The organism is Vibrio sp. Vb339, assembly GCF_902751245.1.
Lineage (GTDB): Bacteria > Pseudomonadota > Gammaproteobacteria > Enterobacterales > Vibrionaceae > Vibrio > Vibrio coralliirubri.
Genome location: NZ_CADDIS010000007.1, coordinates 33972 through 58408 on the forward strand (window position 1 = coordinate 33972; position 24437 = coordinate 58408).

Genomic DNA, 24437 nt, shown 5'->3' on the forward strand with positions numbered 1-24437 from the left:
GCTAGGAATTAATATGTTTCAGATTCTAAAAGCAGACAAAATGATCGACTTTATGCGTTGGTCAAAGGTTGCCTTTGTTTTTTCTATCTTGATGATTGGTACTGCTATCTTCACCCTAACAACGAAATCGTTGAACTGGGGTCTAGATTTTACTGGCGGTACTCTGATTGAAGTTGGTTTTGAACAACCGGCACACCTTCCTGATATTCGTAGTGCACTAGAAGCCGAAGGCTTTGGTGATGCAACGGTACAGAACTTCGGTTCAGCTCGTGATGTGATGGTTCGTTTACGTCCACGTGATGGCGTAGCGGGCGAAACGCTTGGTAACCAAATCCTTTCTGCTATTGAGAATGGTACTGGTGAGCAAGTTGAAATGCGTCGTATCGAGTTCGTTGGTCCTAACGTAGGTGACGAATTAACAGAAGCTGGTGGCCTTGCTATCCTTGTTTCTCTTATCTGTATCTTGATCTACGTATCAGTGCGATTTGAATGGCGATTAGCTGCAGGTGCGGTATTAGCCCTAGCGCACGACGTTATCATCACACTAGGCGTGTTCTCTCTAATGCAAATTGAGGTCGACCTTACTATCGTGGCAGCCTTGCTAACGGTAGTCGGTTACTCCCTCAACGATACCATCGTTGTATTCGACCGTATTCGTGAGAACTTCCGTAAGATGCGTAAAGGCGAGGCACCTGAAGTGCTGAACAGCTCAATCACACAAACATTGAGCCGTACATTGATCACTTCTGGTACAACGTTATTCGTAGTTATCGCACTGTTCGTTCAGGGCGGCGCTATGATTCACGGCTTTGCGACTGCACTTCTACTGGGTATTACCGTTGGTACTTACTCTTCTATCTACGTTGCATCTGCACTAGCTATGAAGTTGGGTATTACGCGTGAACACCTAATGCCACCACAAGTGGACAAAGAAGGTGAAGAGTTTGACGAAATGCCTTAGGCCGCGGCTTAACAACTTTCGCTAAACCAAAAAAACCGCTGGGCAACTAGCGGTTTTTTTATGTCTGTATATTGTGGGTTAGCTTTTGGAACCGAATGTACATTGTCGTATTTGCCAATGCCAATGCCAATGCCAATGCCAATACCAATACCAATACCAAGTGCCAAAGTAGCTAAGTCACTATCTAGTGGCGATCTAAATACAGCTTACAGAGCAGTGATTTGTGCTCACTGTAACTAACCGACATTTTGGTCGTATCTCGTATCTCGGATACAAAAAAGCCTCGCAATAGCGAGGCTTTGAAAATCTTCTGCTCTTAACTAAAGAGCATTAACGCAAGGTCTGAATTACTTCAGCATACCTTCGTTAGAGTTCTCACGAACGTGCTTAAGAATAGACTTAACACCACGCGCGCTTGAAGCAACAACATTACCAGACGTCATGTAGTCAGTGCCGCCAGCAAAGTCAGTCATGATAGCACCAGCTTCACGAGCGATTAGATCGCCAGCTGCTAGATCCCATGGCTTAAGACCTAGTTCTAGGTAACCGTCAACACGGCCAGCTGCTAGGTAACATAGGTCAAGAGCTGGAGAACCAGTACGACGGAAATCAGCACAATCAACGAATAGACCAGAGATGATCTTCATGAAAGATTCAGAGTGTTGTTTTTGCTTGAATGGGAAACCAGTCGCTAGAACAGTACCTTGAAGGTCTTTTAGTTGAGTAACACGCATACGAGCGTTGTTAAGTTGAGCGCCAGCGCCACGTTGAGCTGTGAATAGCTCGTTTAGCATTGGGTCATAAACACAAGCAACTTCTGTACGACCGTTCATGCGAACAGCGATAGATACAGAGAAGTGAGGGAAACCTTTTACAAAGTTGTTGGTGCCATCTAGTGGGTCAACGATCCATTGTACGTCAGAATCTTTACCTTCAGTTAGGCCTGACTCTTCAGAAATAATGCTGTGCTCTGGGTAAGATGATTTGATTGTCTCAATGATCATGTACTCAGCTTCTTGAGCAATGTTAGTAACGTAATCGTTGTTACCTTTTAGAGACGATTCGATCTTATCAGTTGTTTCTAGAGATTTAGCAATATGGTTGCCAGCTTTACGCGCAGCGCGTATCGCAATGTTTAGCATTGGATGCATATGGTTTTTCCCACAAGATGTTAAAGAACAATTTAAAGCGGCGGCGAGTATACCAAAGTTTCCCCAAAAGGGAAGTGGTTATTTTTTGAACTCTTGATTTCACATTCCGAGAAGGGTCTGACCATTTTACTTAGCTATGTGTTAATATCTCGCGATTATTTTTAAAGTGGTGTCATATAGCATGTTAGACAATGTAAAAGTCGTTCTGGTTGGTACGTCTCATTCGGGAAATATCGGATCAGCAGCTCGCGCAATGAAAGTGATGGGTTTGAGTCAGTTAGTTCTTGTAGACCCTCAATGTGAAGTTGACGAGCAGACCTTAGCACTGGCTGCGGGTGCAGGTGACATCGCGGAAAACGCGACCATCGTTTCTACACTGGATGAAGCAGTAAAAGACTGTGGTTTGGTGGTTGGTTCGAGTGCACGCTCTCGTACGCTTGAATGGCCAATGCTTGAGCCGCGTGAATGTGGACAAAAATTTGCAGTTGAAGGTCAAAAGCACCCTGTAGCGTTAGTGTTCGGCCGTGAGCGTACTGGCTTAACCAATGATGAGCTTCAGAAGTGTCATTTCCATGTATGTATTCCTGCAAACCCAGAATACAGCTCACTAAACCTAGCAATGGCAGTACAGACTCTTAGCTATGAAGTGCGTGTAGCACACCTTGATATGGTGGCGAGCCAGTACCAGCCGCAGCAACAAGATGAGTACCCTCGTCACGAAGAACTAGAAATGTTCTATGAGCACCTTGAAAAAGTGATCATTGATACCCAATTTATCTCTAAGGATAAGCCGGGTCAGGTGATGAATAAGCTACGTCGTTTGTTCAGTCGAGCTCGTCCAGAGCTGCAAGAGATCAACACTCTACGCGGCATTTTGACTTCAATTGAGAAGAGCAAAAACGACAAATAAAGCCCATACAAACCCTAAGGGTGAATACCTGACTAAAATAGTCAACTAAATACTTGACCAATTTAGTCGGGTATGGGAAAATTCCAACCACATAAACAATGTGGATACGGTGTGATATGAAACTTACATCTAAAGGAAGATATGCGGTAACAGCTATGCTAGATGTAGCACTGCATTCGCAAAAAAGCCCAGTTCCTCTGGCTGATATTTCAGAGCGACAAGGCATCTCGTTATCTTACTTAGAACAACTTTTTTCTAAGTTACGTAAAGCTGGCTTGGTTGCTAGTGTTCGTGGTCCTGGCGGTGGTTACCGTTTAGGTGCTGAAGCGAGCGACATCGCTGTCGGAACTGTAATTGCTGCAGTTGACGAATCAGTCGATGCAACTAAGTGTCACGGTCGAGCAGATTGCCAAGGTGGTACTCGTTGTTTAACTCACACTTTATGGCGTGATTTAAGCTCCCGAATCAGCAGCTTCTTAAACGACATTACGCTCGGTGAGCTAATGAAAGATAACGAAGTTTTAGAGATTTCTGATCGTCAAGATATCGATCTTGCGGTTAATAATGGTTTTGCACATAAAAATACGAGCACTACAACGATTAGTGCAGCACCTCACGGTGTTAATGCCCGCTCTTAGCGGTCAGTTTTTACATTGGAGTAGAAAATGAAACTGCCTATTTACTTTGACTATTCAGCTACATGCCCAGTCGATCCACGTGTTGCTGAAAAAATGGTTCAGTGCATGACGATGGACGGTAACTTCGGTAACCCTGCATCTCGTTCACACCGTTACGGCTGGCAGGCAGAAGAATCAGTAGATAATGCTCGTGAGCAAATTGCCGATCTACTAAATGCAGACCCACGTGAGATTGTTTTCACGTCAGGTGCTACAGAGTCAGATAACCTTGCTATCAAAGGTGCTGCGCACTTTTACGAGAAGAAAGGTAAGCACGTAATCACGTGCAAAACAGAACACAAAGCGGTTCTTGATCCATGCCGCCAATTAGAGCGTGAAGGTTTTGAGGTGACATACCTTGAGCCAGAAGCAAACGGCATCATTGATCTAGACAAGCTACAAGCTGCAATGCGTGAAGATACTGTTCTAGTTTCTATCATGCACGTAAACAACGAGATTGGTGTAATCCAAGATATCGGTGCAATCGGCGAATTATGTCGTGCACGCAAGATTATCTTCCACGTTGATGCGGCGCAGTCTGCGGGTAAAATCCCACTAGACGTAAAAGAGATGAAAGTTGATCTTATCTCTATGTCTGCACACAAAGCATACGGCCCTAAAGGCATCGGTGCTTTGTACGTTCGTCGTAAGCCACGTATTCGCCTTGAAGCGCAAATGCACGGTGGCGGTCATGAACGTGGTTTCCGTTCTGGTACGCTTGCTACTCACCAAATCGTGGGTATGGGCGAAGCGTTTGCTATCGCTAAGCAAGACATGCAGAAAGATTACGATCACGCACTAGCACTTCGTGAGCGCCTATTGAAAGGTGTTCAAGATCTAGAAGCAGTAACCGTAAACGGCGACTTAGACCAACGTGTACCACACAACCTAAACGTGAGCTTTGCTTTCGTTGAAGGTGAATCTCTGCTTATGTCTTTAAAAGACCTAGCGGTATCATCAGGTTCTGCATGTACATCAGCAAGCCTAGAGCCTTCATACGTTCTACGTGCTCTTGGTCTGAACGATGAACTGGCACACAGCTCAGTACGTTTCTCATTCGGCCGTTTCACAACGGAAGAAGAAATCGACTACGCGATTGCACAAATCCGTGTAGCGGTAAACAAATTACGCGACATGTCTCCTCTATGGGATATGTATAAAGAAGGGATTGATTTGAACACTGTTGAGTGGGCTCATCACTAATCTCACGGAAATAGAGGATTCGAGGTAACTATCATGGCATATAGCGAAAAAGTAATTGATCACTACGAAAACCCACGTAACGTAGGTTCGTTTGATAAAGAAGACCCAAGTGTAGGTAGCGGCATGGTTGGCGCACCGGCTTGTGGTGACGTAATGAAACTGCAAATCAAAGTATCTGCAGAAGGTATTATTGAAGACGCAAAATTCAAGACTTACGGTTGCGGTAGCGCAATCGCTTCTAGCTCACTGGTTACAGAGTGGGTTAAAGGTAAAAGTATTGATGAAGCTGCTGCTATTAAAAACTCTGAAATCGCAGAAGAGCTTGAGTTGCCACCAGTGAAAGTTCACTGTTCAATTCTTGCTGAAGATGCAATCAAAGCAGCTGTTGCGGATTACAAAAAGAAGCACTAATCGCTTCAATACCGTAATTACGTCGACAAAATAAGTAATATTTGGGAGCACCCTTTGTGCTCCCACCTGAGTTCTCAATTTATATAAAACACAAGGTTGTAGTATGGCCATCACCATGACAGATACGGCAGCAAGCCGAGTTCAAGCTTTCCTAGATAACCGTGGTAAAGGTCTCGGGTTACGCTTAGCAGTAAAAACTACTGGCTGTTCGGGTATGGCGTATGTACTGGAATTCGTTGACGAGCTTAACGAAGAAGACGAAGTGTTTGAGCATTCAGGTGTTAAGGTCATCATTGATCCAAAGAGCCTAGTATACCTAGACGGTACTGAGCTTGATTATGTAAAAGAAGGCCTAAACGAAGGTTTTGAATTCAACAACCCGAACGCGAAAGGCGAATGTGGTTGTGGTGAGAGCTTCAATGTTTAAACGCTTGAATCGTTAAGCGTTGTAAGCGAAGAATAAAATTAGGCTCTGAACAAAGAGCCTAAACTTAGGACCACCTTTACATGAATCATTTCGAATTATTTGGGCTACCACTTCAGTTTCAACTGGATGGTAGCCTTCTTTCTTCTCAGTTTAGAGATCTGCAACGCCAATTCCATCCTGATAAATTTGCGATAGCTTCTGAGCGTGACCGCTTATTAGCCGTGCAAAAAGCGGCACAAATCAACGATGCGTATCAGGTATTGAAGAATCCAATCAGCCGAGCAGAATACCTGCTAGTTCAACACGGTGAAGACATTCGTGGCGAACAACAAACCATGCAAGATCCGATGTTCCTGATGGAGCAAATGGAACTGCGTGAAGAGCTGGAAGATATCGCAGACAGTTCTGATCCCGAAGATGCGCTATTTGCATTTGAAGGCAAGGTTAGCAAAATGTATAAACAACAATTAAGCGCTATCCAACAAGAACTCGAAAGCGAAGCTTGGCTAGAAGCTGCAGACCGAGTAAGAAAGCTTAAGTTTATTGCAAAATTAAAGAATGAAATCGAATTAGTTGAAGATCGTTTGATCGGCTAGTTTGTATAACAAGGACACATCCATGGCACTACTTCAGATTGCAGAACCAGGGCAAAGCGCCGCTCCTCACCAGCACAAGCTTGCTGTGGGTATTGATTTAGGTACAACAAACTCGTTGGTTGCTGCAGTACGCAGTGGCGAGGCAAGTACACTCGTTGATCAACAAGGTCGAAGCATTTTACCTTCAGTTGTTCACTATACGTCAGAGTCGTACACCACTGGCGATGAAGCTCGTGCTAACGCGCAGACTGACCCTAAAAATACCATTATCTCAGTTAAGCGATTAATCGGTCGTTCACTGTCAGATATTCAACAGCGATACCCGTCTCTGCCATATCAGTTTGAAGAAAGTGATAATGGTTTACCTGTGATCCGCACAGAACAAGGCAACAAGAACCCAATCCAGGTTTCTGCTGATATTCTACGAGCGCTTGGCCAACGTGCTGAGTCTACGCTAGGCGGTGAGTTATCTGGCGCCGTAATTACGGTTCCTGCGTATTTTGATGATGCACAGCGTGCTGGTACGAAAGACGCGGCTCAACTTGCTGGTCTTCACGTGTTACGTCTTCTTAATGAACCTACTGCGGCAGCGATTGCTTACGGTCTGGATTCAGGTAAAGAAGGGGTGATTGCGGTTTATGACCTTGGCGGTGGCACGTTTGATATCTCTATCTTACGCCTGTCTAAAGGTGTTTTTGAAGTATTAGCAACGGGTGGCGACTCTGCATTAGGCGGAGACGACTTTGACCACTTGATCGCAGAGCACTTCCAAGAGCAAATGGGCTTATCAGAGCTAACCGCAGAACAGAATCGTATTCTTCTAGATGCAGCAACAGAAGCGAAGATTGGCTTATCTGAAGCTGAAAGCGTTAATGTTGAAGTGTTGGGTTGGGCTGGTTCATTAACTCGTGAAGAGTTTGAAGACATCATTAAGCCGCTTGTTAAGAAAACACTGCTTTCATGTCGTCGTGCATTGAAAGATGCTGAAGTTGACGCGGATGATGTTCTAGAAGTCGTGATGGTCGGCGGTTCAACTCGTACGTTACTTGTACGTGAAATGGTCGGTGACTTTTTTGGTCGTACGCCATTAACCAGCATTAACCCAGATGAAGTGGTTGCGATTGGCGCTTCTATCCAAGCGGATATCTTAGTCGGCAACAAGCCTGACTCTGAAATGCTGCTGCTTGATGTTATTCCTCTTTCCCTAGGTATCGAAACGATGGGTGGCTTGGTCGAAAAGATCATCCCACGCAATACCACGATCCCTGTTGCTCGCGCACAAGAATTTACCACGTTCAAAGACGGTCAAACTGCAATGACAGTACACACCGTGCAAGGTGAACGTGAGATGGTTGATGACTGTCGTTCATTGGCTCGTTTTGCTCTAAAAGGCATTCCACCAATGGCTGCTGGTGCGGCGCATATTCGTGTGACTTACCAAGTAGATGCTGATGGCCTGCTATCGGTGACTGCTATGGAGAAGAGCACAGGTGTTCAAGCTGAAATTCAGGTTAAACCGTCTTACGGCTTAAGCGATAATGAAGTGGCGAATATGCTGAAAGATTCGATGACGTTTGCTAAGGAAGACATGCAAGCGCGTGCTCTCGCTGAACAACGTGTAGAAGCAGATCGTGTTATCGAAGGTCTTATTGCAGCAATGCAAGCTGATGGCGATGAGCTGCTTGATGAGCAAGAAAAACAACAACTTGTTCAAGCGATTGAAGCACTGATTGAAGTGCGTAATGGCGACAACGCTGATGCCATTGAACTAGAAATTAAGAATACCGACAAAGCGAGCCAAGACTTTGCTTCTCGTCGTATGGATAAATCAATTCGTGCTGCACTGTCAGGTCAGTCAGTCGATAATATTTAATAGTTAGAGAATAGATAAACATGCCAAAGATTATTGTTTTACCTCACGAAGATCTATGTCCAGAAGGCGCTGTTTTAGAAGCAAAAACTGGTGAGACGGTTCTTGATGTTGCATTGAAGGCCGGTATTGGTATTGAACACGCATGTGAGAAGTCGTGTGCATGTACTACATGTCACGTCGTGATTCGTGAAGGCTTCGATTCTTTAGAAGAGAGTGATGACCTAGAAGACGACATGCTAGATAAGGCATGGGGCTTAGAGATGGAATCTCGCCTTGGCTGCCAAGCAAAAGTGGCTGATACGGATCTTGTTGTAGAGATTCCAAAGTACACGTTGAACCTGGCTTCTGAAGACCACTAAGAACCTGTTTTCAGTCATGGCTAATATAGTGATGACTGAGAGAGCTATTGCTTAGACAAACATACTAAGAAAACTGGCCTAGAATATAGATCATAAAGGTGACCAAGCGTCGCTAATAAATATAAGGAAGTGTTATGAGCTTGAAGTGGATTGATTCGCGAGACATCGCAATTGAGCTATGTGATTTGTACCCTGATACTGATCCTAAAACGGTACGTTTTACCGATCTGCATCAATGGGTGCTAGACCTTGAAGAGTTTGATGACGAGCCTAACCACTCGAATGAAAAAATCTTAGAGGCTATTATTTTGTGCTGGATGGATGAGATGGATTAATCCTCTTATCTGATGATTTGGTCGCGGGTTGGCATCAGTCCAATATAAAACGCAGCCAAGTTAACAATTCTTACTAAAAAAAGCGGACCTTATGGTCCGTTTTTTTATCAAAATGACATTTTCCTCCTACATAATGCTAACATCAGTGCGCTAATAAAAAATAATCAGAATCACACTCTCAAAGTGGTTCATGACAAGGAGAAATCATGTCTACACAGATGTCAGTATTTTTAAGTCAAGAAGCTGCCCAGCCTCAGTGGGGAGCAAGAGCTATTTTATCGTTCTCAGAAGCGGGAGCGACAATTCACATTGGTGAAGGCCACGATCTAGGCGCAGTTCAACGTGCGGGTCGTACGCTTGACGGACAAGGTATCGCATTCGTTTCACTTCGTGGTGAAGGTTGGGATCTAGAAAGTGTTTGGGCTTTCTACCAAGGCTACCGTGGACCAAAGAAAAAGAATGCATTGGAATGGGATGCACTTTCAGAAGCCGATCAAACAGAGCTTGAAGCTCGTATTCGCGCAACTGACTGGACGCGTGACATTATCAATAAAACCGCTGAAGAGGTGGCACCTCGCCAACTTGCGACAATGGCTGCAGAATACATCAAGTCAGTGGCACCAGCGGGCACTGTTAAAGCGAAGATCGTTAAAGACAAGGATCTACTAACCGAAGGTTGGGAAGGCATCTACGCGGTCGGCCGCGGCTCTGAGCGAACATCAGCAATGCTGCAACTGGACTTCAACCCAACAGGCGACGAAAACGCACCTGTATTTGCTTGTTTAGTCGGTAAAGGTATTACGTTCGATTCGGGCGGTTATAGCATCAAACCCGGCCAATTCATGACAGCAATGAAAGCTGACATGGGGGGCGCAGCAACGATTACGGGTGGTTTAGGTCTTGCGATTGAACGTGGTCTGAACAAGCGTATCAAGCTTATCTTATGTTGTGCAGAGAACATGATCTCTGGTCGCGCATTGAAGCTTGGCGATATCATTACCTACAAAAACGGTAAAACAGTTGAGATCATGAACACCGATGCGGAAGGTCGCTTAGTGCTAGCTGATGGCCTGATGTACGCAAGTGCACAAAGCCCTGAGCTGATCATCGACTGTGCAACGCTAACAGGCGCGGCTAAAAACGCACTAGGTAACGACTACCACGCACTATTAAGCTTCGATGATGAGTTATCTCACCAAGCGCTAACTGCGGCAAACCAAGAAAAAGAAGGCTTATGGCCATTGCCTCTTGCTGATTTCCACCGTGGCATGTTGCCTTCAAACTTTGCTGATCTTTCAAACATCAGCACGGGTGATTACACACCGGGTGCAAGTACAGCAGCGGCATTCCTTTCTTACTTTGTAGATGACTACAAAAAAGGTTGGATTCATATGGATTGCGCGGGTACTTACCGTAAGTCAGCAAGTGACAAGTGGGCGGCAGGCGCAACGGGTATGGGTGTTCGCACACTGGCTCGTCTTCTTATCGACCAAGCAAAATAATAATAAGGGTGAGCGGTATTTTGTGCCGCTCATTCATAAAGCTCAGATTGAAAGATCTCAGTAATTTCAGTATTTAATAACAAAAAAATGAAGTGAAGGAATCCCTATGGCTCTAGAAAGAACGTTCTCAATTGTTAAGCCGGATGCAGTTAAGCGTAACCTTGTTGGTGAAATCTACCACCGTATCGAAAAAGCAGGCCTAGAAATTATTGCTGCTAAGATGGTTCGTCTAACTGAAGAGCAAGCGAGTGGCTTCTACGCTGAACACGAAGGTAAAGAGTTCTTCCCGGCTCTTAAAGAGTTTATGACTTCTGGTCCTATCATGGTTCAAGTGCTTGAAGGCGAAAACGCTATCGCTCGTTACCGTGAGCTTATGGGTAAAACAAACCCAGAAGAAGCGGCTTGCGGCACTATCCGTGCTGACTACGCAATCAGCATGCGTTACAACTCAGTACACGGCAGCGACAGCCCTGAGTCTGCAGCTCGCGAAATCGAATTCTTCTTCCCAGAATCTGAAATTTGCCCGCGCCCAGCTCAATAATCGGCACAGCAAATTATTCTAAAGGCTTCACTTCGGTGAGGCCTTTTTTGTAAGTGGATTTTACGCTCTCGATAATCAATTTAGTCGTCATTCCCGAAAGCGACGAAGGAGCGTAGTAGGGAATCTCTGTTAGCTGTTGGAGATTCCAGATACCTCGTCCCTCGGTTCTAGAATGACGGGGAGTTTGGGAGCCACAATCTCGTGGCAAATATTGCGAGCTGTTGGTGAGTATTCACGTCATTCCCGAAAGCGACGAAGGAGCGTAATCGGGAATCTGTTTTTGTTGTTGGAGATTCCAGATACTTCGTTCCTCAGTTATGGAATGACGGGGAGTTTGGGAGCCACAATCTCGTGGCAAATATTGCGAGCTGTTGGTGAGTATTCACGTCATTCCCGATAGCGACGAAGGAGCGTAATCGGGAATCTGTTTTTGTTATTGGAGATTCCAGATACTTCGTTCCTCAGTTCTGGAATGACGGGCTTTGAGGAGTTGATGACCTGACGGCGATGAATAGCGGGGCTACAATTTCGAGCTAAGTATTCGTGATCTGTTGGAGATTATTTACGTCATTCCCGAAAGCGACGGAGGAGTGTAATCGGGAATCTTTTGTTTAAATTGGGTAATCTCAGGCCGATAAATACAATTGTTCAAATTTTAATCGCTTAAGTTTGAATGTCTTAATAAACACAGGGTTTTACAATGCTTGTTGAAGTTGCGTAAAGCCTGTACAATTCGCGCCCTTAATTATTGTTCCGTCATTGAGAGGCATCATGACCACAGCTAAAGTCAATCTACTCGATTTTGATCGTAAAGGTCTTCGTAAATTTTTCACAGAAGAACTGAATGAGAAAGCGTTTCGAGCAGAGCAAGTGATGAAGTGGATTTATCACTTCGGTGTCGATGACTTCGAACAAATGAACAACATCAACAAAAAGTTACGTGAGAAACTTCAACGTCGCTGTGAGATTGTGGCACCTGTTGTTTCTGAAGCCCAACACTCTTCAGATGGCACAATTAAATGGGCGATGAGCGTTGGCGACCAAGACGTTGAAACGGTATACATCCCAGATGGTGACCGTGCGACGCTGTGTGTCTCTTCACAGGTTGGTTGTGCACTTGAATGTAAGTTCTGTTCTACAGCTCAACAAGGCTTCAACCGTAACCTAAAAGTTTCAGAGATTGTTGGCCAAATCTGGCGTGCATCTCGCGAAATCGGCCTAGAAAAAGAAACCGGTCGTCGTCCAATTACTAACGTTGTAATGATGGGTATGGGCGAGCCTCTATTGAACATGAAGAACCTAATGCCATCATTAGAAATCATGCTTGATGATCTAGGTTTCGCACTGTCTAAGCGTCGTGTAACTGTATCAACTTCTGGTGTTGTTTCTGGCCTTGACCAAATGACAGACAACATCGATGTCGCATTGGCTATTTCTCTACATGCGCCAAACGATGCACTACGTAGCCAAATCATGCCGATCAACGACCGTTGGGATATCCAAGACTTCCTAGCATCTGTTCGTCGTTACATTGCATCTTCAAATGCTAACCGCGGTAAAGTAACGGTTGAGTACGTGCTATTGGATCATGTGAATGACGACATGGACCACGCACGTGAACTTGCAGAGCTAATGAAAGAGACGCCTTGTAAGATCAACTTGATTCCATTCAACCCTTACCCGGGTTCGCCTTATAAGAAGCCAAGCAACTCTCGTATTGATCGCTTCCAAAAAACGCTGATGGAATACAACTACACAGTAACCGTTCGTAAGACTCGTGGTGATGATATTGATGCCGCGTGTGGTCAGTTAGTCGGTGATGTGATTGATAGAACCAAACGTACCAAAATGATCAAAGCAGCCTCTGAAGCGAACTTGATTGCCGGTGGTGTGATTGAAGTAAAAGCGGTATAAAACGCGATTAGAACCTAAACAAGCCAGAAGTCTTACTTCTGGCTTGTTGCTTTTCTGGGGTACAGTTTTTGATTTTTTGGACTTCTTGCCCACGCTTTCTTACATTTTTCGTCAAATTTTGGACAAAACCATGAGCTGACGGTAAATTTTGTTTAAAGTGTTTTTGCCTTGTAATGGCATTAGCTTATGATTAACTAATCTTAAATTAATTTAAGTGCTCGCTTGCTACTGATCATCAATATGTCTATTTAGGTTGGCTACTTGATAAACTAGCTTCCTGAGAAGGTCATCCATAACAAATGAATGATGTTCGCCTTTAAGGGTTGATGATTTAGATAGCAGGAAAAATTCCACATAACGTGGGTTGTTAGATTGAGCTTAAACGACAATAAGAAAACGCTCTCCTCAACCTGCGATAATACTTTAGAAGTTCACTCTCTATGAACACAGAACAAGATACACAAGCGCAAGAAAACGTAGCTCCAGCTTTGGAAGCAGGAACGCTGCTTAAGAACAAACGAGAATCTCTTGGTTTAACGCAAAAGCAGATTTCTGATCGCTTGAAACTTCGCGTTACGCTGATCCAACAAATTGAAGAAAACCAATTCGAGTCAGATCAAGTGGCGACGTTTATGCGTGGCTATATTCGTTCATACGCGAAATACGTCAATCTTGACGAAAAAGTCGTATTGAGTGCGCTGCATCATGCCGGTGATGCTCAGCATCAAGAGCAAGAAATGCTGAGTTTTTCTCGTAAGACCAAAACCGAGAAGCACAACAGCCGTATTATGATCCTGACTTGGAGCATTTTTGCGGTCATTGCGGGTATCTCCTCACTTTGGTGGTGGCAGAACCAACAGCAAGACACCCTATCTCAATCTTTAGCGAATACTGAAAGCTCAGAAGAGCTAGCGGTAGAAGAATCACTTGCCCCTGAATTCACCTCTTTAGAAGTGATTGAAGCTGAACAAAACGAAGCGGGTGCTTCTGTTGTTGAAGGTACTGAAGGCCTTGCAGCGATAAACGATGCGGAAGATACTTCAGATGCTGTTACTCCAGCTGACGAAACTCCTGCGCAACAAGCAACAGAGACAGAACCAACTGCTGAAGTTTCTGCTAATACAGAAGCGGCTGAAGCAAACACTGCTCCTGCAGCTGTGGCTAACGAGCTAGTTATGCAGTTCACTGCTGATTGCTGGATTCAAGTAAAAGATGCAACGGGTAAAACCCTGTCGACTGGCATCAAAAAAGCAGGTCAGTCGTTAAATCTATCAGGAACTGCGCCATATAAAGTGATTCTAGGTGCGCCAGAAGGCGTATCAATGACATTTGCAAGTGAACCTGTCGACCTTTCTGGGTATACTTCAGGCAAAGTAGCTAGAATAACCTTACCTTAGAGTTAATATGCAACACGAATCTCCTATTATTCGTCGCAAATCAACCCGTATTTATGTGGGTGATGTGCCGATCGGTGATGGTGCACCAATTGCTGTGCAATCCATGACCAACACAAGAACAACAGATGTAGCCGCGACCGTTGCTCAAATTAGAGCTCTGGAAAAAGTTGGCGCTGATATCGTTCGCGTATCTGTACCGACTATGGATGCCGCTGAAGCCTTTAAGCTAATCAAGCAGCAGGTCTCTGTTCCTTTGGTTGCTGATATTCACTTCGACTACCGTATCGCACTTAAAGTGGCAGAATACGGCGTTGATTGTCTGCGTATCAACCCAGGTAACATCGGTAACGAAAGCCGTATCCGCTCAGTTGTTGATTGTGCACGTGATATGAATATTCCGATTCGTATTGGTGTTAACGGCGGTTCTCTTGAGAAAGAGATCCAAGAGAAATACACAGAACCTACAGCTGAAGCGCTTGTTGAATCAGCAATGCGTCATGTAGATATCCTAGACCGTCTGAACTTTGATCAATTCAAAGTCAGCGTTAAGGCGTCTGATGTATTCCTAGCAGTCGGTTCTTACCGTTTGCTGGCTAAGCAGATTGATCAACCTCTTCACCTTGGCATTACCGAAGCGGGTGGTGCGCGTGCAGGCTCTGTGAAGTCAGCGGTAGGTTTAGGTATGCTTCTTTCTGAAGGTATCGGCGATACGCTGCGTATCTCGCTAGCGGCTGATCCTGTTGAAGAGATCAAAGTTGGCTTTGATATTCTTAAATCTTTGCGCATTCGTTCGCGTGGCATCAACTTCATTGCGTGCCCGAGCTGTTCTCGTCAAGAGTTCGATGTTATTAACACCGTTAATGCCCTTGAAGAGCGCCTAGAAGACGTGATTACTCCAATGGATGTATCTATCATCGGTTGTGTGGTTAACGGCCCTGGTGAAGCTGAAGTGTCTCACTTAGGTTTAGCTGGTAGTGCACGTAAGAGTGCCTTCTATGAAGACGGTAAACGTCAGAAAGAGCGCTTCGACAACGATGACCTTGTCGACAAACTTGAAGCTAAGATTCGTGCAAAAGCGTCAGTGCTTGATAAAGCAAATCGCATTGATGTAGAAAACTTAGAAGATTAATACAACGCGATGGGGTGTGATTGTCTATTCGTACTAACACCTGGTCGTGAGAAATTACGGAATAAATACTGTGGCTAAAAATATCCAAGCAATTCGAGGCATGAACGACTGCCTTCCAACTCAATCACCACTGTGGCAGAAAGTAGAAAGCGCAGTTAAAAACGTGGTGAGTGCATACGGTTACAACGAAGTACGTATGCCTATCGTTGAAGAAACAAACCTATTTAGCCGTGCAGTTGGTGAAGAGACAGACGTTGTTTCTAAAGAGATGTACACCTTTGACGACCGCAATGGCGATAGCCTAACGCTGCGTCCAGAAGGCACAGCTGGTTGTGTACGTTCATGTATTCAAAACAGCCTTATCAACCGTGATGAACAGCGCCTATGGTACATGGGCCCAATGTTTCGTCACGAGCGTCCTCAAAAAGGTCGTTACCGTCAATTCCACCAATGTGGTGTTGAAGTGTTTGGCCTAGACGGTCCAGACGTTGACGCAGAACTTATCATGATGACAGCGCGTCTATGGCGTGAGCTAGGCATCGATAAGCACGTTCGCCTAGAGCTGAACTCAATCGGTTCTCAAGAAGATCGCGTAAGCTACCGCACTGCGTTAGTAGCTTTCCTTGAGCAACACATTGATGTGCTTGACGAAGACTGCAAACGTCGCATGCACACTAACCCTCTACGTGTACTTGATACTAAGAACCCTGATGTTCAAGCTATCTTAGGTGACGCACCTCGACTATCTGAATATCTAGGTGAAGAATCGAAGCAACATTTTGCTGGTTTGTGTGAACTTCTTGACGCTGTTGGTATCGAATACCAAGTTAATGAGCGTCTAGTACGTGGCCTAGATTACTACAACCGCACCGTATTTGAGTGGATCACAGACAGCCTTGGTGCTCAAGGTACAGTATGTGGTGGCGGTCGTTACGATGGTCTTGTTGAGCAACTAGGCGGCAAAGCAACAAATGCAGTTGGCTTCGCAATGGGCCTAGAGCGTTTGGTTCTTATGATGGAAACGCTAGAGCTAACAGAAGTTCGTCGTAGCGTTGATGTATACGTAGTTGCTGCTGGCGAAGGTACTATGATCGCGGGCATGCAGTTAGCGAATCAATTACGCGACACCGTTGAAGGCGTGCGTGTAATGAACCACTTCGGTGGTGGTAACTTCAAGAAGCAATTCAAACGTGCTGACAAAGTAGGTGCTGTTGTGGCGCTGGTACTTGGTGAGAACGAAGTTGCTGACAATACCGTTGTGCTAAAAGATCTGGTTGGCGGCGAGCAAGAAACCGTGTCTCAAACGGAAGTTGCAGAGAAAGTTGCTGCGCTAATCTAATTAGCCATTGAGCAAATGCTCATAATGAATACTAACGTCAGCACTATGCTGGCGTTTAAAGAATTAAAGAGGACAGGAAGTGGAACTTTACGATAGCGAAGAGCAACAAGTTGAAGCCATTAAAGATTGGTGGAAAGAAAACGGTAAAGCCGTAATCTTTGGTGCGGTTATTGGTTTAGGTGGTCTATTTGGCTGGCGCTATTACCAAGATTCAGTAGTTGAAGCGCGTGAAGCAGCTTCGGAAGGCTACACCTCTGTAATTTCAGCTCTTGATACTAAGGGCGTTGATGCTCAATCTGATATTCAAGCTTTCATCGACGCAAACAAAGACGCTGAGTACTCAGTACTTGCTGCTATGCAATTAGCAAAAGTACAAGTACAAGCGGGTGAGCTAGCAGCAGCACTTGAACAGCTAGAGTGGGCAAAATCGGCAACTAAGGACGCGGCACTTGCGCCACTACTTACTTACCGTGTTGCACGTATTAAAGCTGAGCAAGGTGAATTTGACGCAGCACTGACTGATCTTGCTGCTATGACAGATGAATCTTGGAAAGGCCGTGTTGCTGAACTGCGTGGTGATATCTCACTTCGTAAAGGCGACATTGACGCAGCATACAGTGCTTACACAGAAGCACAGCAAGCTGTTGACGCTAGCCAAACGCTTCAAATCAAACTTGACGACCTAGCTAAATAAGGCGCTTTGAATGAAGAAGATGTTTCCAAAAGCGGCGTTGTGTGCGATTGCTCTTGGCCTACTAGCTGGCTGTGCGGGTGAAGAAGACACCGTAATCATGGCTCCAGTACCAACGGTAAACAGCGAGTTCACTCCTAGTCAGGAGTGGTCTACGTCGGTTGGTGATGGTGTTGGTCACTACTTTTCAAAACTAACGCCAGAATTGGCTTACGACAAAGTGTTTGTTGCAAGCCGTGAAGGTATGGTTAAAGCGCTTGATCCTGATACAGGTAAAGAGCTGTGGAAAGTCGATCTTGAGAAAGAAGTACTGGCTCGTTTGTCAGGCGGCTTAACCGCTGCTTACGGCAAAGTGTTTGTTGGTTCTGAAAATGGCGAAGTGATCGCGATGGACGAATCGACAGGTGAAGAACTGTGGCGTGTATCAGTGAACGGTGAGGTGCTTGCATCTCCTGCGACTGAAAGCAATATGGTACTGATTCACACCAGTCGCGGCATGATGATCGCACTAGACCAAGAAAGCGGCGAACAGAAATGGACTATCAGCACTGAAGTTCCAAGCCTAACACTGCGTGGCGACAGCACACCTGTTGCGGTTTCTGGCGGTGTATTCTGGGGTACGGCAAATGGTCGTTTAGCAGCCGCTATCGTGGACCGTGGTCAGCTTATTTGGCAACAGCCAGTAGGTACGCCAAAAGGTGCAACGGAAATTGATCGCTTGGTTGATGTTGATGCATCACCAATTGTTCTTGGCGGCACTCTATATACCGTAGGTATCAATGGTCAGCTTATCGCTATCGATCTTCGTTCGGGTAAGCCAGTTTGGAAACGTAACTACTCATCAGCGATTGATTTAGCAAGTGATGGTAGCCGTTTGTTCGTTGTTACCGACAAAGACCATGTGGTTGCGGTTGATGCGCGTAGTGGTACTGAACTGTGGAGCACTCCATTGTTAGAAAACCGCTTACTGACAGCGCCTGCTATTATTAATGGTTATGTAGTCGTGGGTGATACAGAAGGTTATCTGCACTGGTTAGATCGTTCATCGGGTGAGTTTGTTGCTCAACAGCTTGTCGATGATAGCGGCTTTGCGGTTGCACCAATTGAACTGCCTGAAGGCTACTTAGTGACGACTCGCAATGGCGATGTAAAGAAACTAACGATTAGCCAATAAAAGCGTGATATAATTCACAGTCGGCTCCTGGTTGGTAACAGCCAGGAGCCGTTTTGTTGTTAAAAATTAATAAACCGTGTGGTTATAGGTAAGAGTTTAAACTTGCGAACAAGTGCTTACCTATAACTACATTTAGAGAAGAAATTGTAGAGGTTGTTATGGTACCTGTTGTTGCTCTAGTAGGGCGTCCGAACGTAGGTAAATCTACGTTATTTAACCGATTGACTCGAACTCGTGATGCATTGGTTGCGGATTTCCCTGGCTTAACGCGTGACCGTAAATACGGTCATGCTCATTTTAGCGAGCATGACTTTATTGTTATTGACACTGGCGGTATCGACGGTACTGAAGAAGGTGTTGAAACTAAAATGGCTGAACAGTCGCTAGCGGCGATTGATGAAGCTGATGTCGTTCTATTTATGGTAGATGGCCGTGCGGGTCTAACACCTTCAGACGTGGCGATTGCTAAGCACCTACGTCAACTAGAAAAGCCTTCAATGCTAGTAGTAAACAAGGTTGATGGTATCGACCCTGATGCTGCAAGTGCTGACTTCTGGCAACTAGGTGTAGAAGACATGTACCAAATCGCTGCGGCGCATGGTCGTGGTGTTACTGCACTTATTGACCTTGCTCTTAACCCATTCGCAGAAGCGTTAAAAGCTGAGAATGGCGAAGTAAGCGATTTAACTGAGTTTGAAGACGAAGAAGAAGAGCAGGTTGAATTTACAGAAGAAGAAGCTGAAGCAGAATTCAAGCGTCTTCAAGATCAACCGATCAAGCTAGCGATCATTGGCCGTCCTAACGTAGGTAAATCAACGCTAACTAACCGTATTCTTGGTGAAGAGCGTGTGGTTGTTTACGATATGCCAGGTACGACTCGTGACTCTATCTACATCCCAATGCAGCGTGATGAGCGTGAATACGTTCTAATCGATACTGCGGGTGTTCGTCGTCGTAAAAACATCAACGAAACGGTAGAGAAGTTCTCAGTGGTTAAAACACTGAAAGCGATTGAAGATGCTAACGTTGTATTGCTGCTTATCGATGCTCGCGAAAACATCTCTGATCAAGATCTAAGCTTGCTAGGCTTTGCGTTGAACGCTGGTCGTTCAATTGTGATTGCGGTAAACAAGTGGGATGGCCTAGATAACGACGTTAAAGAACGCGTTAAGAAAGAGCTAGACCGTCGCTTAGGTTTCGTTGATTTCGCACGTATTCACTTTATCTCTGCACTTCACGGTACAGGTGTTGGTCACTTGTTTGAGTCTGTACAAGAAGCTTACAAGTCAGCGACGACTCGTGTTGGTACTTCTGTGCTAACTCGTATCATGAAGATGGCGACTGATGATCACCAACCGCCTATGGTTCGTGGCCGTCGTGTGAAACTGAAATACGCGCACGCTGGTGGCTACAACCCACCGATTATCGTTATCCACGGTAACCAAGTTCGTAACTTGCCAGATTCATACAAACGATTCTTGATGAACTACTACCGTCGTTCACTAGAAATTATGGGTACACCTATTCGCATTCAATTCCAGAACAGCGAGAACCCATTTGAAGCTAAGACAAACAAGCTGACAATTTCTCAAGAACGCAAACGTAAGCGTATGATGAGCATGGTTAAAGGTCGTAAGTAAACCTTTCCAATAGATTTGATACCCGAGCCTGTCTCGGGTATTTTTTTAAGCAAAATTCACGTTAAGCCATAACAATACGTTTTTATCATCATGGCTTAACGAATCAGACTAGATTCAAAAAGAAGAACGATATGACTACTAGCGATTTGATTACACCTGCGTCAGCAATCACACCAACCATCACTCAATTTTGTCATCAGGCTTGGCAGCTCAATGCTAAAGCGCTGTACGTTGAAAGCGACGACAGCAAAACTTACCTGATCACCGACTTAACACCTTTCCACCCAGTGAGTCATATTTGGCCCGATCACCCTGCAGACCAAGGCTTTGTGAATGTTGGTGACGTGCAATATCCCGTTGAAGACTGTCTTGTTGGTGCTATAGAACAATCTACTGGCAAGCTTCATATCGCAGCAGATATCCCTGTTAAGCGTGATACGGAAGGGTGGGCGTTTGTTGTTGTCCACCAGCTACCTACATCTGCTTCTATGATTAAGGTTAACGATGAAGTCGTGTTGTCGGTTGATAAAGAGTACCAAGCCAGTTTGAGCCGTGGTCACAGTGCTGGTCACATCGCTTTCCTAGCCTTGAATAAAGTATTGGCTGAAAGCTACTGGCGTAAAGATGCGGACAGAAAAGATCCGCTTGGCAGTTACGACTTCAATAGCTACGCACAAGTGACGAGCTTTGTGACTCCAGAGCTGTGTACCGACAAGTACCGCTTAGGCAAAACCCTCAAGAAGCGCGGTTTGAACGTTGCAGATATGCTAGCAAACCTTAATGGCATTGAAGCCGATATCAACCAGATGATTGCGGGCTGGTTTGCAGAGCCGACGCCAGTTGCAATGCGACTGGAAGGCGAAGCATTAACAGACTCTCGCTATTGGGAATGGCAGTTGGATGCCGACACTTTAGTGTCTATTCCGTGTGGTGGTACTCACATTGAGAATACGTCAGAGCTTAAGTCTTTATCGGTTAAGTTAACCCAGTTAGATGACCAGCATATTGAAATGCTGACGCATGTAATTCGATGATTTAGACTACAGATCGAAATAGCTTGTGCTGTTTGTTTTGTTTTTACATGTCACTTTTAATATAAATGACTATTTAAAATTGAAATGCAGCACATGTAACTTATGCTTTCGGTGTGTGGTGATATAAATATTCTTTTTGGGGTAGATCGCTGATCAAAATAGATAAAGCGAAAGATCAACCTATGATCTTCGATTGTGTGTCGTACTAATTTAGTGTGTTATTATTAATCAACAACAAGCTTGCATAAGAACAGGCTGTACCCGATTACACAATTGAAAGCCTTAGTGAATGGAACAACAATTTTTATTAGAAGGCCATCGAGCCGTCAATAGTTTGCTGCGGAAGCTTGCGCTTGGGATGGATCGCAAAGATTTAAATCACAAGATTATTCAGCTTACCGAGCAGCTTTTTGGGCAGCGCATGGCTTCAATTCTACTGCTCAACTCAGAGTCTAAAACGTTACACCTTGAATATGCCCCAAACCTGCCTGATTTTTACAATCAACAGATTGAAGGGGTAGGAATTGGTGCGGGGATAGGCTCTTGTGGCGAGGCAGCTGCGCTTAAGAAAGCAGTGATGGTCTCCAACATAAATGCACACCCAAACTGGGCACCTTTTCTGGCCTTAACCAATCAAGCGAATTTACATGCCTGTTGGTCGGTCCCCATTATCTCGTCGCGCGGTAATGTGTTGGGTACCTTCGCTATTTATAGCCAGTACATCTCTGAACCACATGAATTTGAGCTCGAGATCTTAGAGCTACTGGCTTCCCTGTATTCGGTAGCACTAGAAAAGTTCGAGCTGGAGAATCAGCTTAACTTTTTCGCCAATCGTGATTCTCTAACTCATTGCTTGAATCGTCGCGCACTGTTCAATGAAGCCGAAAAAGTGTTGGCTAAGCGATGTTTTTCAGAAAAGGTGATGGCGTGTCTGTTTGTGGATGTCGATAAATTCAAATCAATCAACGATACCTATGGTCATAGTTTTGGTGACGATGTGTTGTTGGCGGTTGCCGAAGTTCTTGATGAGGCAACCACAGCATGTGCCAAGATAGGCCGTTATGGTGGCGATGAGTTTGTGGTGTTCTCATGTTTTGATGATCAAGAAAGCGTTGTTAGTTTCTACCACAGCTTAGAGAAAGCACTGCAACAAGCGCTTTATATCAATGATGTGCAGTTTTCAGTGAGTGTCGGGCTTTCTTGTGACAAAGATCCTCAAGGATTAGACCAATTGATCGCACAAGCTGATAAGAACATGTATCAAATCAAGCAAGCCAAGTCTCAGCAGTAGTAGATTGTAAAAATAGTCGTAAATTAGGAAGTGCTAATGAGTGAAAATATCTGCTCTAAGTGCCAGTCTGAGCTAGCTTGGGATGGCAAGTATCACTGTGAAAGTTGTCAGGCTCACTTTACTAAAGTTGGGTTTTGCCCTGAGTGCAGCAGCCAACTTGAGAAGCTTCAAGCTTGTGGTGCGGCGAGCTATTTTTGCAACGGTGATTGCAACGAGTTGAAATCAAAGTCGAGAGTAAAATTCGAATTTCAACCTGCGGAATAGCCTTAAACTACATGGTTTGAACGACCATCGGTGATGTTATACCAGAGACTCAATACTAAAGTGTTGGGTCTTTTTTGTATCTGAAGAACAGGAATGTGTCATCTTGGTTCATTCCCACCGTCACTGCACCAGTATGAAACATAGTTACATGATTGCTATGCACTCTATTGGTGTGAGTTTCTTTTAAACTCTATTAATACAATTACTTATAAATAATTTCGTTGGTTTGTAAGTTTGGCACTCTTCTTGTAACTCTGTAATTGAATAACAAAAATACAATTATGGAGTAATATCATGAACAAGGTGTTCAATTTATCGCTAGCTGCACTGTGTACAACACTTTCATTTTCTTCTGCAACGGTGTTTGCTGCTGATGAGACCATCAAGGTCGGTGTTCTACACTCACTCTCTGGCACCATGGCGATCAGTGAGACAACGCTAAAAGATACCGTGCTAATGCTCATCGAAGAGCAGAACAAAAAGGGCGGTTTGCTTGGTAAGAAGCTAGAGCCTGTCGTGGTTGACCCTGCGTCAAACTGGCCGCTATTTGCTGAGAAAGCGCGTGAGCTTATCGAAAAAGAGAAAGTGGATGTGGTGTTCGGTGGTTGGACGTCGGTATCACGTAAATCCATGCTACCTGTCTTTGAAGAACTCAACAGCATCCTTTTCTACCCAGTACAGTATGAAGGTGAAGAGTCTTCTAAAAACGTTTTCTACACCGGTGCCGCGCCAAACCAACAAGCGATCCCAGCAGTGGATTACTTGATGGAAGAGCTTGAAGTTGAGCGTTGGGTACTTGCAGGTACCGATTACGTTTACCCACGTACTACCAATAAGATCTTAGAAGCCTACTTAAAAGATAAAGGTGTCGCAGAAGAAGACATCATGATCAACTACACGCCATTTGGTCACTCTGATTGGCAATCTATCGTTTCAGACATCAAAAAGTTCGGCGAAGCAGGCAAGAAAACCGCTGTGGTTTCTACTGTAAACGGCGATGCGAACGTACCTTTCTATAAAGAGCTAGGCGCTCAAGGCATTTCATCTGAAGACATCCCAGTTATTGCATTCTCTGTTGGTGAAGAAGAACTGTCAGGCATGGACACAGAACCATTGGTTGGTCATCTAGCGGCATGGAACTACTTCATGAGTGTTGATACTGAAGCTAATGAAGAGTTCGTTGAAACGTGGCAGTCGTTCATCAAGAGTGAAAAGCGTGTCACCAATGACCCAATGGAAGCGCACTATGTTGGCTTCAATATGTGGGCTCAAGCGGTCACTAATGCGGGCACAACCGATCCTGAATCTGTGCAAGATGCCTTGATTGGCGTGTCTGTACCTAACCTTTCTGGCGGCTACTCTACCATGCTGCCAAACCACCACATTACTAAACCAGTCCTGATCGGTGAAATCCAAGACGATGGTCAATTCGATATCGTTTGGGAAACCACTGGACTAGTGGCGGGTGATGCTTGGTCGAGTTACTTACCTGAATCGGCAAAACTGTTCTCTAGCTGGTCGAAGCCATTCTCATGTGGTGCGTTTAACGTCGAAACGAAGAAGTGTTCTGGCGGTAACTAGATCGTCAATTCAGGAATATTGAGCCTTCCGGTTTGGG

At 44.9% G+C, this 24437-nt stretch carries 24 protein-coding genes; 23 read left to right on the plus strand and 1 reads right to left on the minus strand.

The features are described 5' to 3' along the window. Positions 1-13: 13 nt before the first annotated feature. Positions 14-961: a protein translocase subunit SecF gene (gene secF / locus HRQ85_RS22010; protein WP_017062837.1), complete on the plus strand. Its 948-nt coding sequence runs from the start codon at positions 14-16 to the stop codon at positions 959-961. Between the two features lie 347 nt (positions 962-1308). Here the strand turns inward: secF and suhB are convergent, their stop codons facing one another. Continuing rightward, on the minus strand, positions 1309-2112 hold the full coding sequence (suhB, locus tag HRQ85_RS22015) for an inositol-1-monophosphatase (RefSeq protein ID WP_009848284.1): 804 nt from the start codon (positions 2110-2112) through the stop codon (positions 1309-1311). A 181-nt stretch (positions 2113-2293) separates the two neighbouring features. Between suhB and trmJ the strand changes: the two genes are divergently transcribed. The 22 genes from trmJ to urtA all read left to right on the plus strand — a co-directional run bounded on the left by trmJ (position 2294) and on the right by urtA (position 24400). Continuing rightward, a complete protein-coding gene (gene trmJ / locus HRQ85_RS22020) occupies positions 2294-3022 on the plus strand; it encodes a tRNA (cytosine(32)/uridine(32)-2'-O)-methyltransferase TrmJ (RefSeq protein WP_004735091.1) in 729 nt (242 codons plus the stop codon). 116 nt (positions 3023-3138) lie between these two features. After that, complete coding sequence (iscR, locus tag HRQ85_RS22025; protein WP_012603310.1) at positions 3139-3660, plus strand: Fe-S cluster assembly transcriptional regulator IscR; 522 nt, start codon at positions 3139-3141, stop codon at positions 3658-3660. A gap of 27 nt (positions 3661-3687) precedes the next feature. Continuing rightward, a complete protein-coding gene (locus HRQ85_RS22030; protein WP_009848287.1) occupies positions 3688-4902 on the plus strand; it encodes an IscS subfamily cysteine desulfurase in 1215 nt (404 codons plus the stop codon). A 33-nt stretch (positions 4903-4935) separates the two neighbouring features. Further along, positions 4936-5313 carry a Fe-S cluster assembly scaffold IscU gene (gene iscU / locus HRQ85_RS22035; RefSeq protein WP_004735094.1) on the plus strand — a complete coding sequence of 126 codons (378 nt, stop codon included), beginning with the start codon at positions 4936-4938 and terminating at the stop codon, positions 5311-5313. A 103-nt stretch (positions 5314-5416) separates the two neighbouring features. Next, positions 5417-5740, plus strand: coding sequence for an iron-sulfur cluster assembly protein IscA (iscA, locus tag HRQ85_RS22040; protein ID WP_004735095.1), 324 nt, complete (start codon positions 5417-5419; stop codon positions 5738-5740). An 80-nt stretch (positions 5741-5820) separates the two neighbouring features. Next, entirely contained in the window at positions 5821-6336 is a 516-nt protein-coding gene (gene hscB / locus HRQ85_RS22045; protein WP_009848288.1) for a co-chaperone HscB, read from the plus strand. A 22-nt stretch (positions 6337-6358) separates the two neighbouring features. Then, a complete protein-coding gene (hscA, locus tag HRQ85_RS22050) occupies positions 6359-8209 on the plus strand; it encodes a Fe-S protein assembly chaperone HscA (protein WP_172380607.1) in 1851 nt (616 codons plus the stop codon). 20 nt (positions 8210-8229) lie between these two features. Then, positions 8230-8568 carry an ISC system 2Fe-2S type ferredoxin gene (gene fdx, locus HRQ85_RS22055; protein WP_010440525.1) on the plus strand — a complete coding sequence of 113 codons (339 nt, stop codon included), beginning with the start codon at positions 8230-8232 and terminating at the stop codon, positions 8566-8568. A 134-nt stretch (positions 8569-8702) separates the two neighbouring features. Continuing rightward, positions 8703-8903: a Fe-S cluster assembly protein IscX gene (iscX, locus tag HRQ85_RS22060; RefSeq protein WP_004740335.1), complete on the plus strand. Its 201-nt coding sequence runs from the start codon at positions 8703-8705 to the stop codon at positions 8901-8903. 206 nt (positions 8904-9109) lie between these two features. Further along, on the plus strand, positions 9110-10405 hold the full coding sequence (gene pepB, locus HRQ85_RS22065; protein ID WP_017062517.1) for an aminopeptidase PepB: 1296 nt from the start codon (positions 9110-9112) through the stop codon (positions 10403-10405). 106 nt (positions 10406-10511) lie between these two features. Continuing rightward, positions 10512-10946, plus strand: coding sequence for a nucleoside-diphosphate kinase (gene ndk, locus HRQ85_RS22070; protein ID WP_016797173.1), 435 nt, complete (start codon positions 10512-10514; stop codon positions 10944-10946). Between the two features lie 771 nt (positions 10947-11717). After that, complete coding sequence (locus HRQ85_RS22075; RefSeq protein ID WP_019822113.1) at positions 11718-12860, plus strand: bifunctional tRNA (adenosine(37)-C2)-methyltransferase TrmG/ribosomal RNA large subunit methyltransferase RlmN; 1143 nt, start codon at positions 11718-11720, stop codon at positions 12858-12860. Positions 12861-13300: 440 nt separating this feature from the next. Then, positions 13301-14257 (plus strand): cytoskeleton protein RodZ, encoded by a 957-nt coding sequence (gene rodZ, locus HRQ85_RS22080; protein ID WP_172380608.1) that lies wholly within the window; start codon positions 13301-13303, stop codon positions 14255-14257. A 7-nt stretch (positions 14258-14264) separates the two neighbouring features. Next, a complete protein-coding gene (ispG, locus tag HRQ85_RS22085) occupies positions 14265-15386 on the plus strand; it encodes a flavodoxin-dependent (E)-4-hydroxy-3-methylbut-2-enyl-diphosphate synthase (RefSeq protein WP_009848294.1) in 1122 nt (373 codons plus the stop codon). Between the two features lie 70 nt (positions 15387-15456). Then, positions 15457-16725 (plus strand): histidine--tRNA ligase, encoded by a 1269-nt coding sequence (hisS, locus tag HRQ85_RS22090; RefSeq protein ID WP_017062514.1) that lies wholly within the window; start codon positions 15457-15459, stop codon positions 16723-16725. Positions 16726-16804: 79 nt separating this feature from the next. Beyond that, positions 16805-17419 (plus strand): YfgM family protein, encoded by a 615-nt coding sequence (locus HRQ85_RS22095; protein ID WP_172380609.1) that lies wholly within the window; start codon positions 16805-16807, stop codon positions 17417-17419. A 10-nt stretch (positions 17420-17429) separates the two neighbouring features. Continuing rightward, on the plus strand, positions 17430-18590 hold the full coding sequence (gene bamB / locus HRQ85_RS22100; RefSeq protein WP_172380610.1) for an outer membrane protein assembly factor BamB: 1161 nt from the start codon (positions 17430-17432) through the stop codon (positions 18588-18590). 158 nt (positions 18591-18748) lie between these two features. After that, positions 18749-20230, plus strand: a complete 1482-nt coding sequence (gene der, locus HRQ85_RS22105; protein WP_017062511.1) for a ribosome biogenesis GTPase Der — start codon at positions 18749-18751, stop codon at positions 20228-20230. Between the two features lie 131 nt (positions 20231-20361). Further along, entirely contained in the window at positions 20362-21264 is a 903-nt protein-coding gene (locus HRQ85_RS22110) for an alanyl-tRNA editing protein (protein WP_172380611.1), read from the plus strand. Positions 21265-21553: 289 nt separating this feature from the next. Continuing rightward, positions 21554-22555: a sensor domain-containing diguanylate cyclase gene (locus tag HRQ85_RS22115; RefSeq protein ID WP_048613475.1), complete on the plus strand. Its 1002-nt coding sequence runs from the start codon at positions 21554-21556 to the stop codon at positions 22553-22555. A gap of 36 nt (positions 22556-22591) precedes the next feature. Further along, on the plus strand, positions 22592-22819 hold the full coding sequence (locus tag HRQ85_RS22120) for a zinc ribbon domain-containing protein (protein WP_172380612.1): 228 nt from the start codon (positions 22592-22594) through the stop codon (positions 22817-22819). Between the two features lie 294 nt (positions 22820-23113). Then, on the plus strand, positions 23114-24400 hold the full coding sequence (gene urtA / locus HRQ85_RS22125) for an urea ABC transporter substrate-binding protein (protein WP_004735113.1): 1287 nt from the start codon (positions 23114-23116) through the stop codon (positions 24398-24400). Positions 24401-24437: the final 37 nt, after the last annotated feature.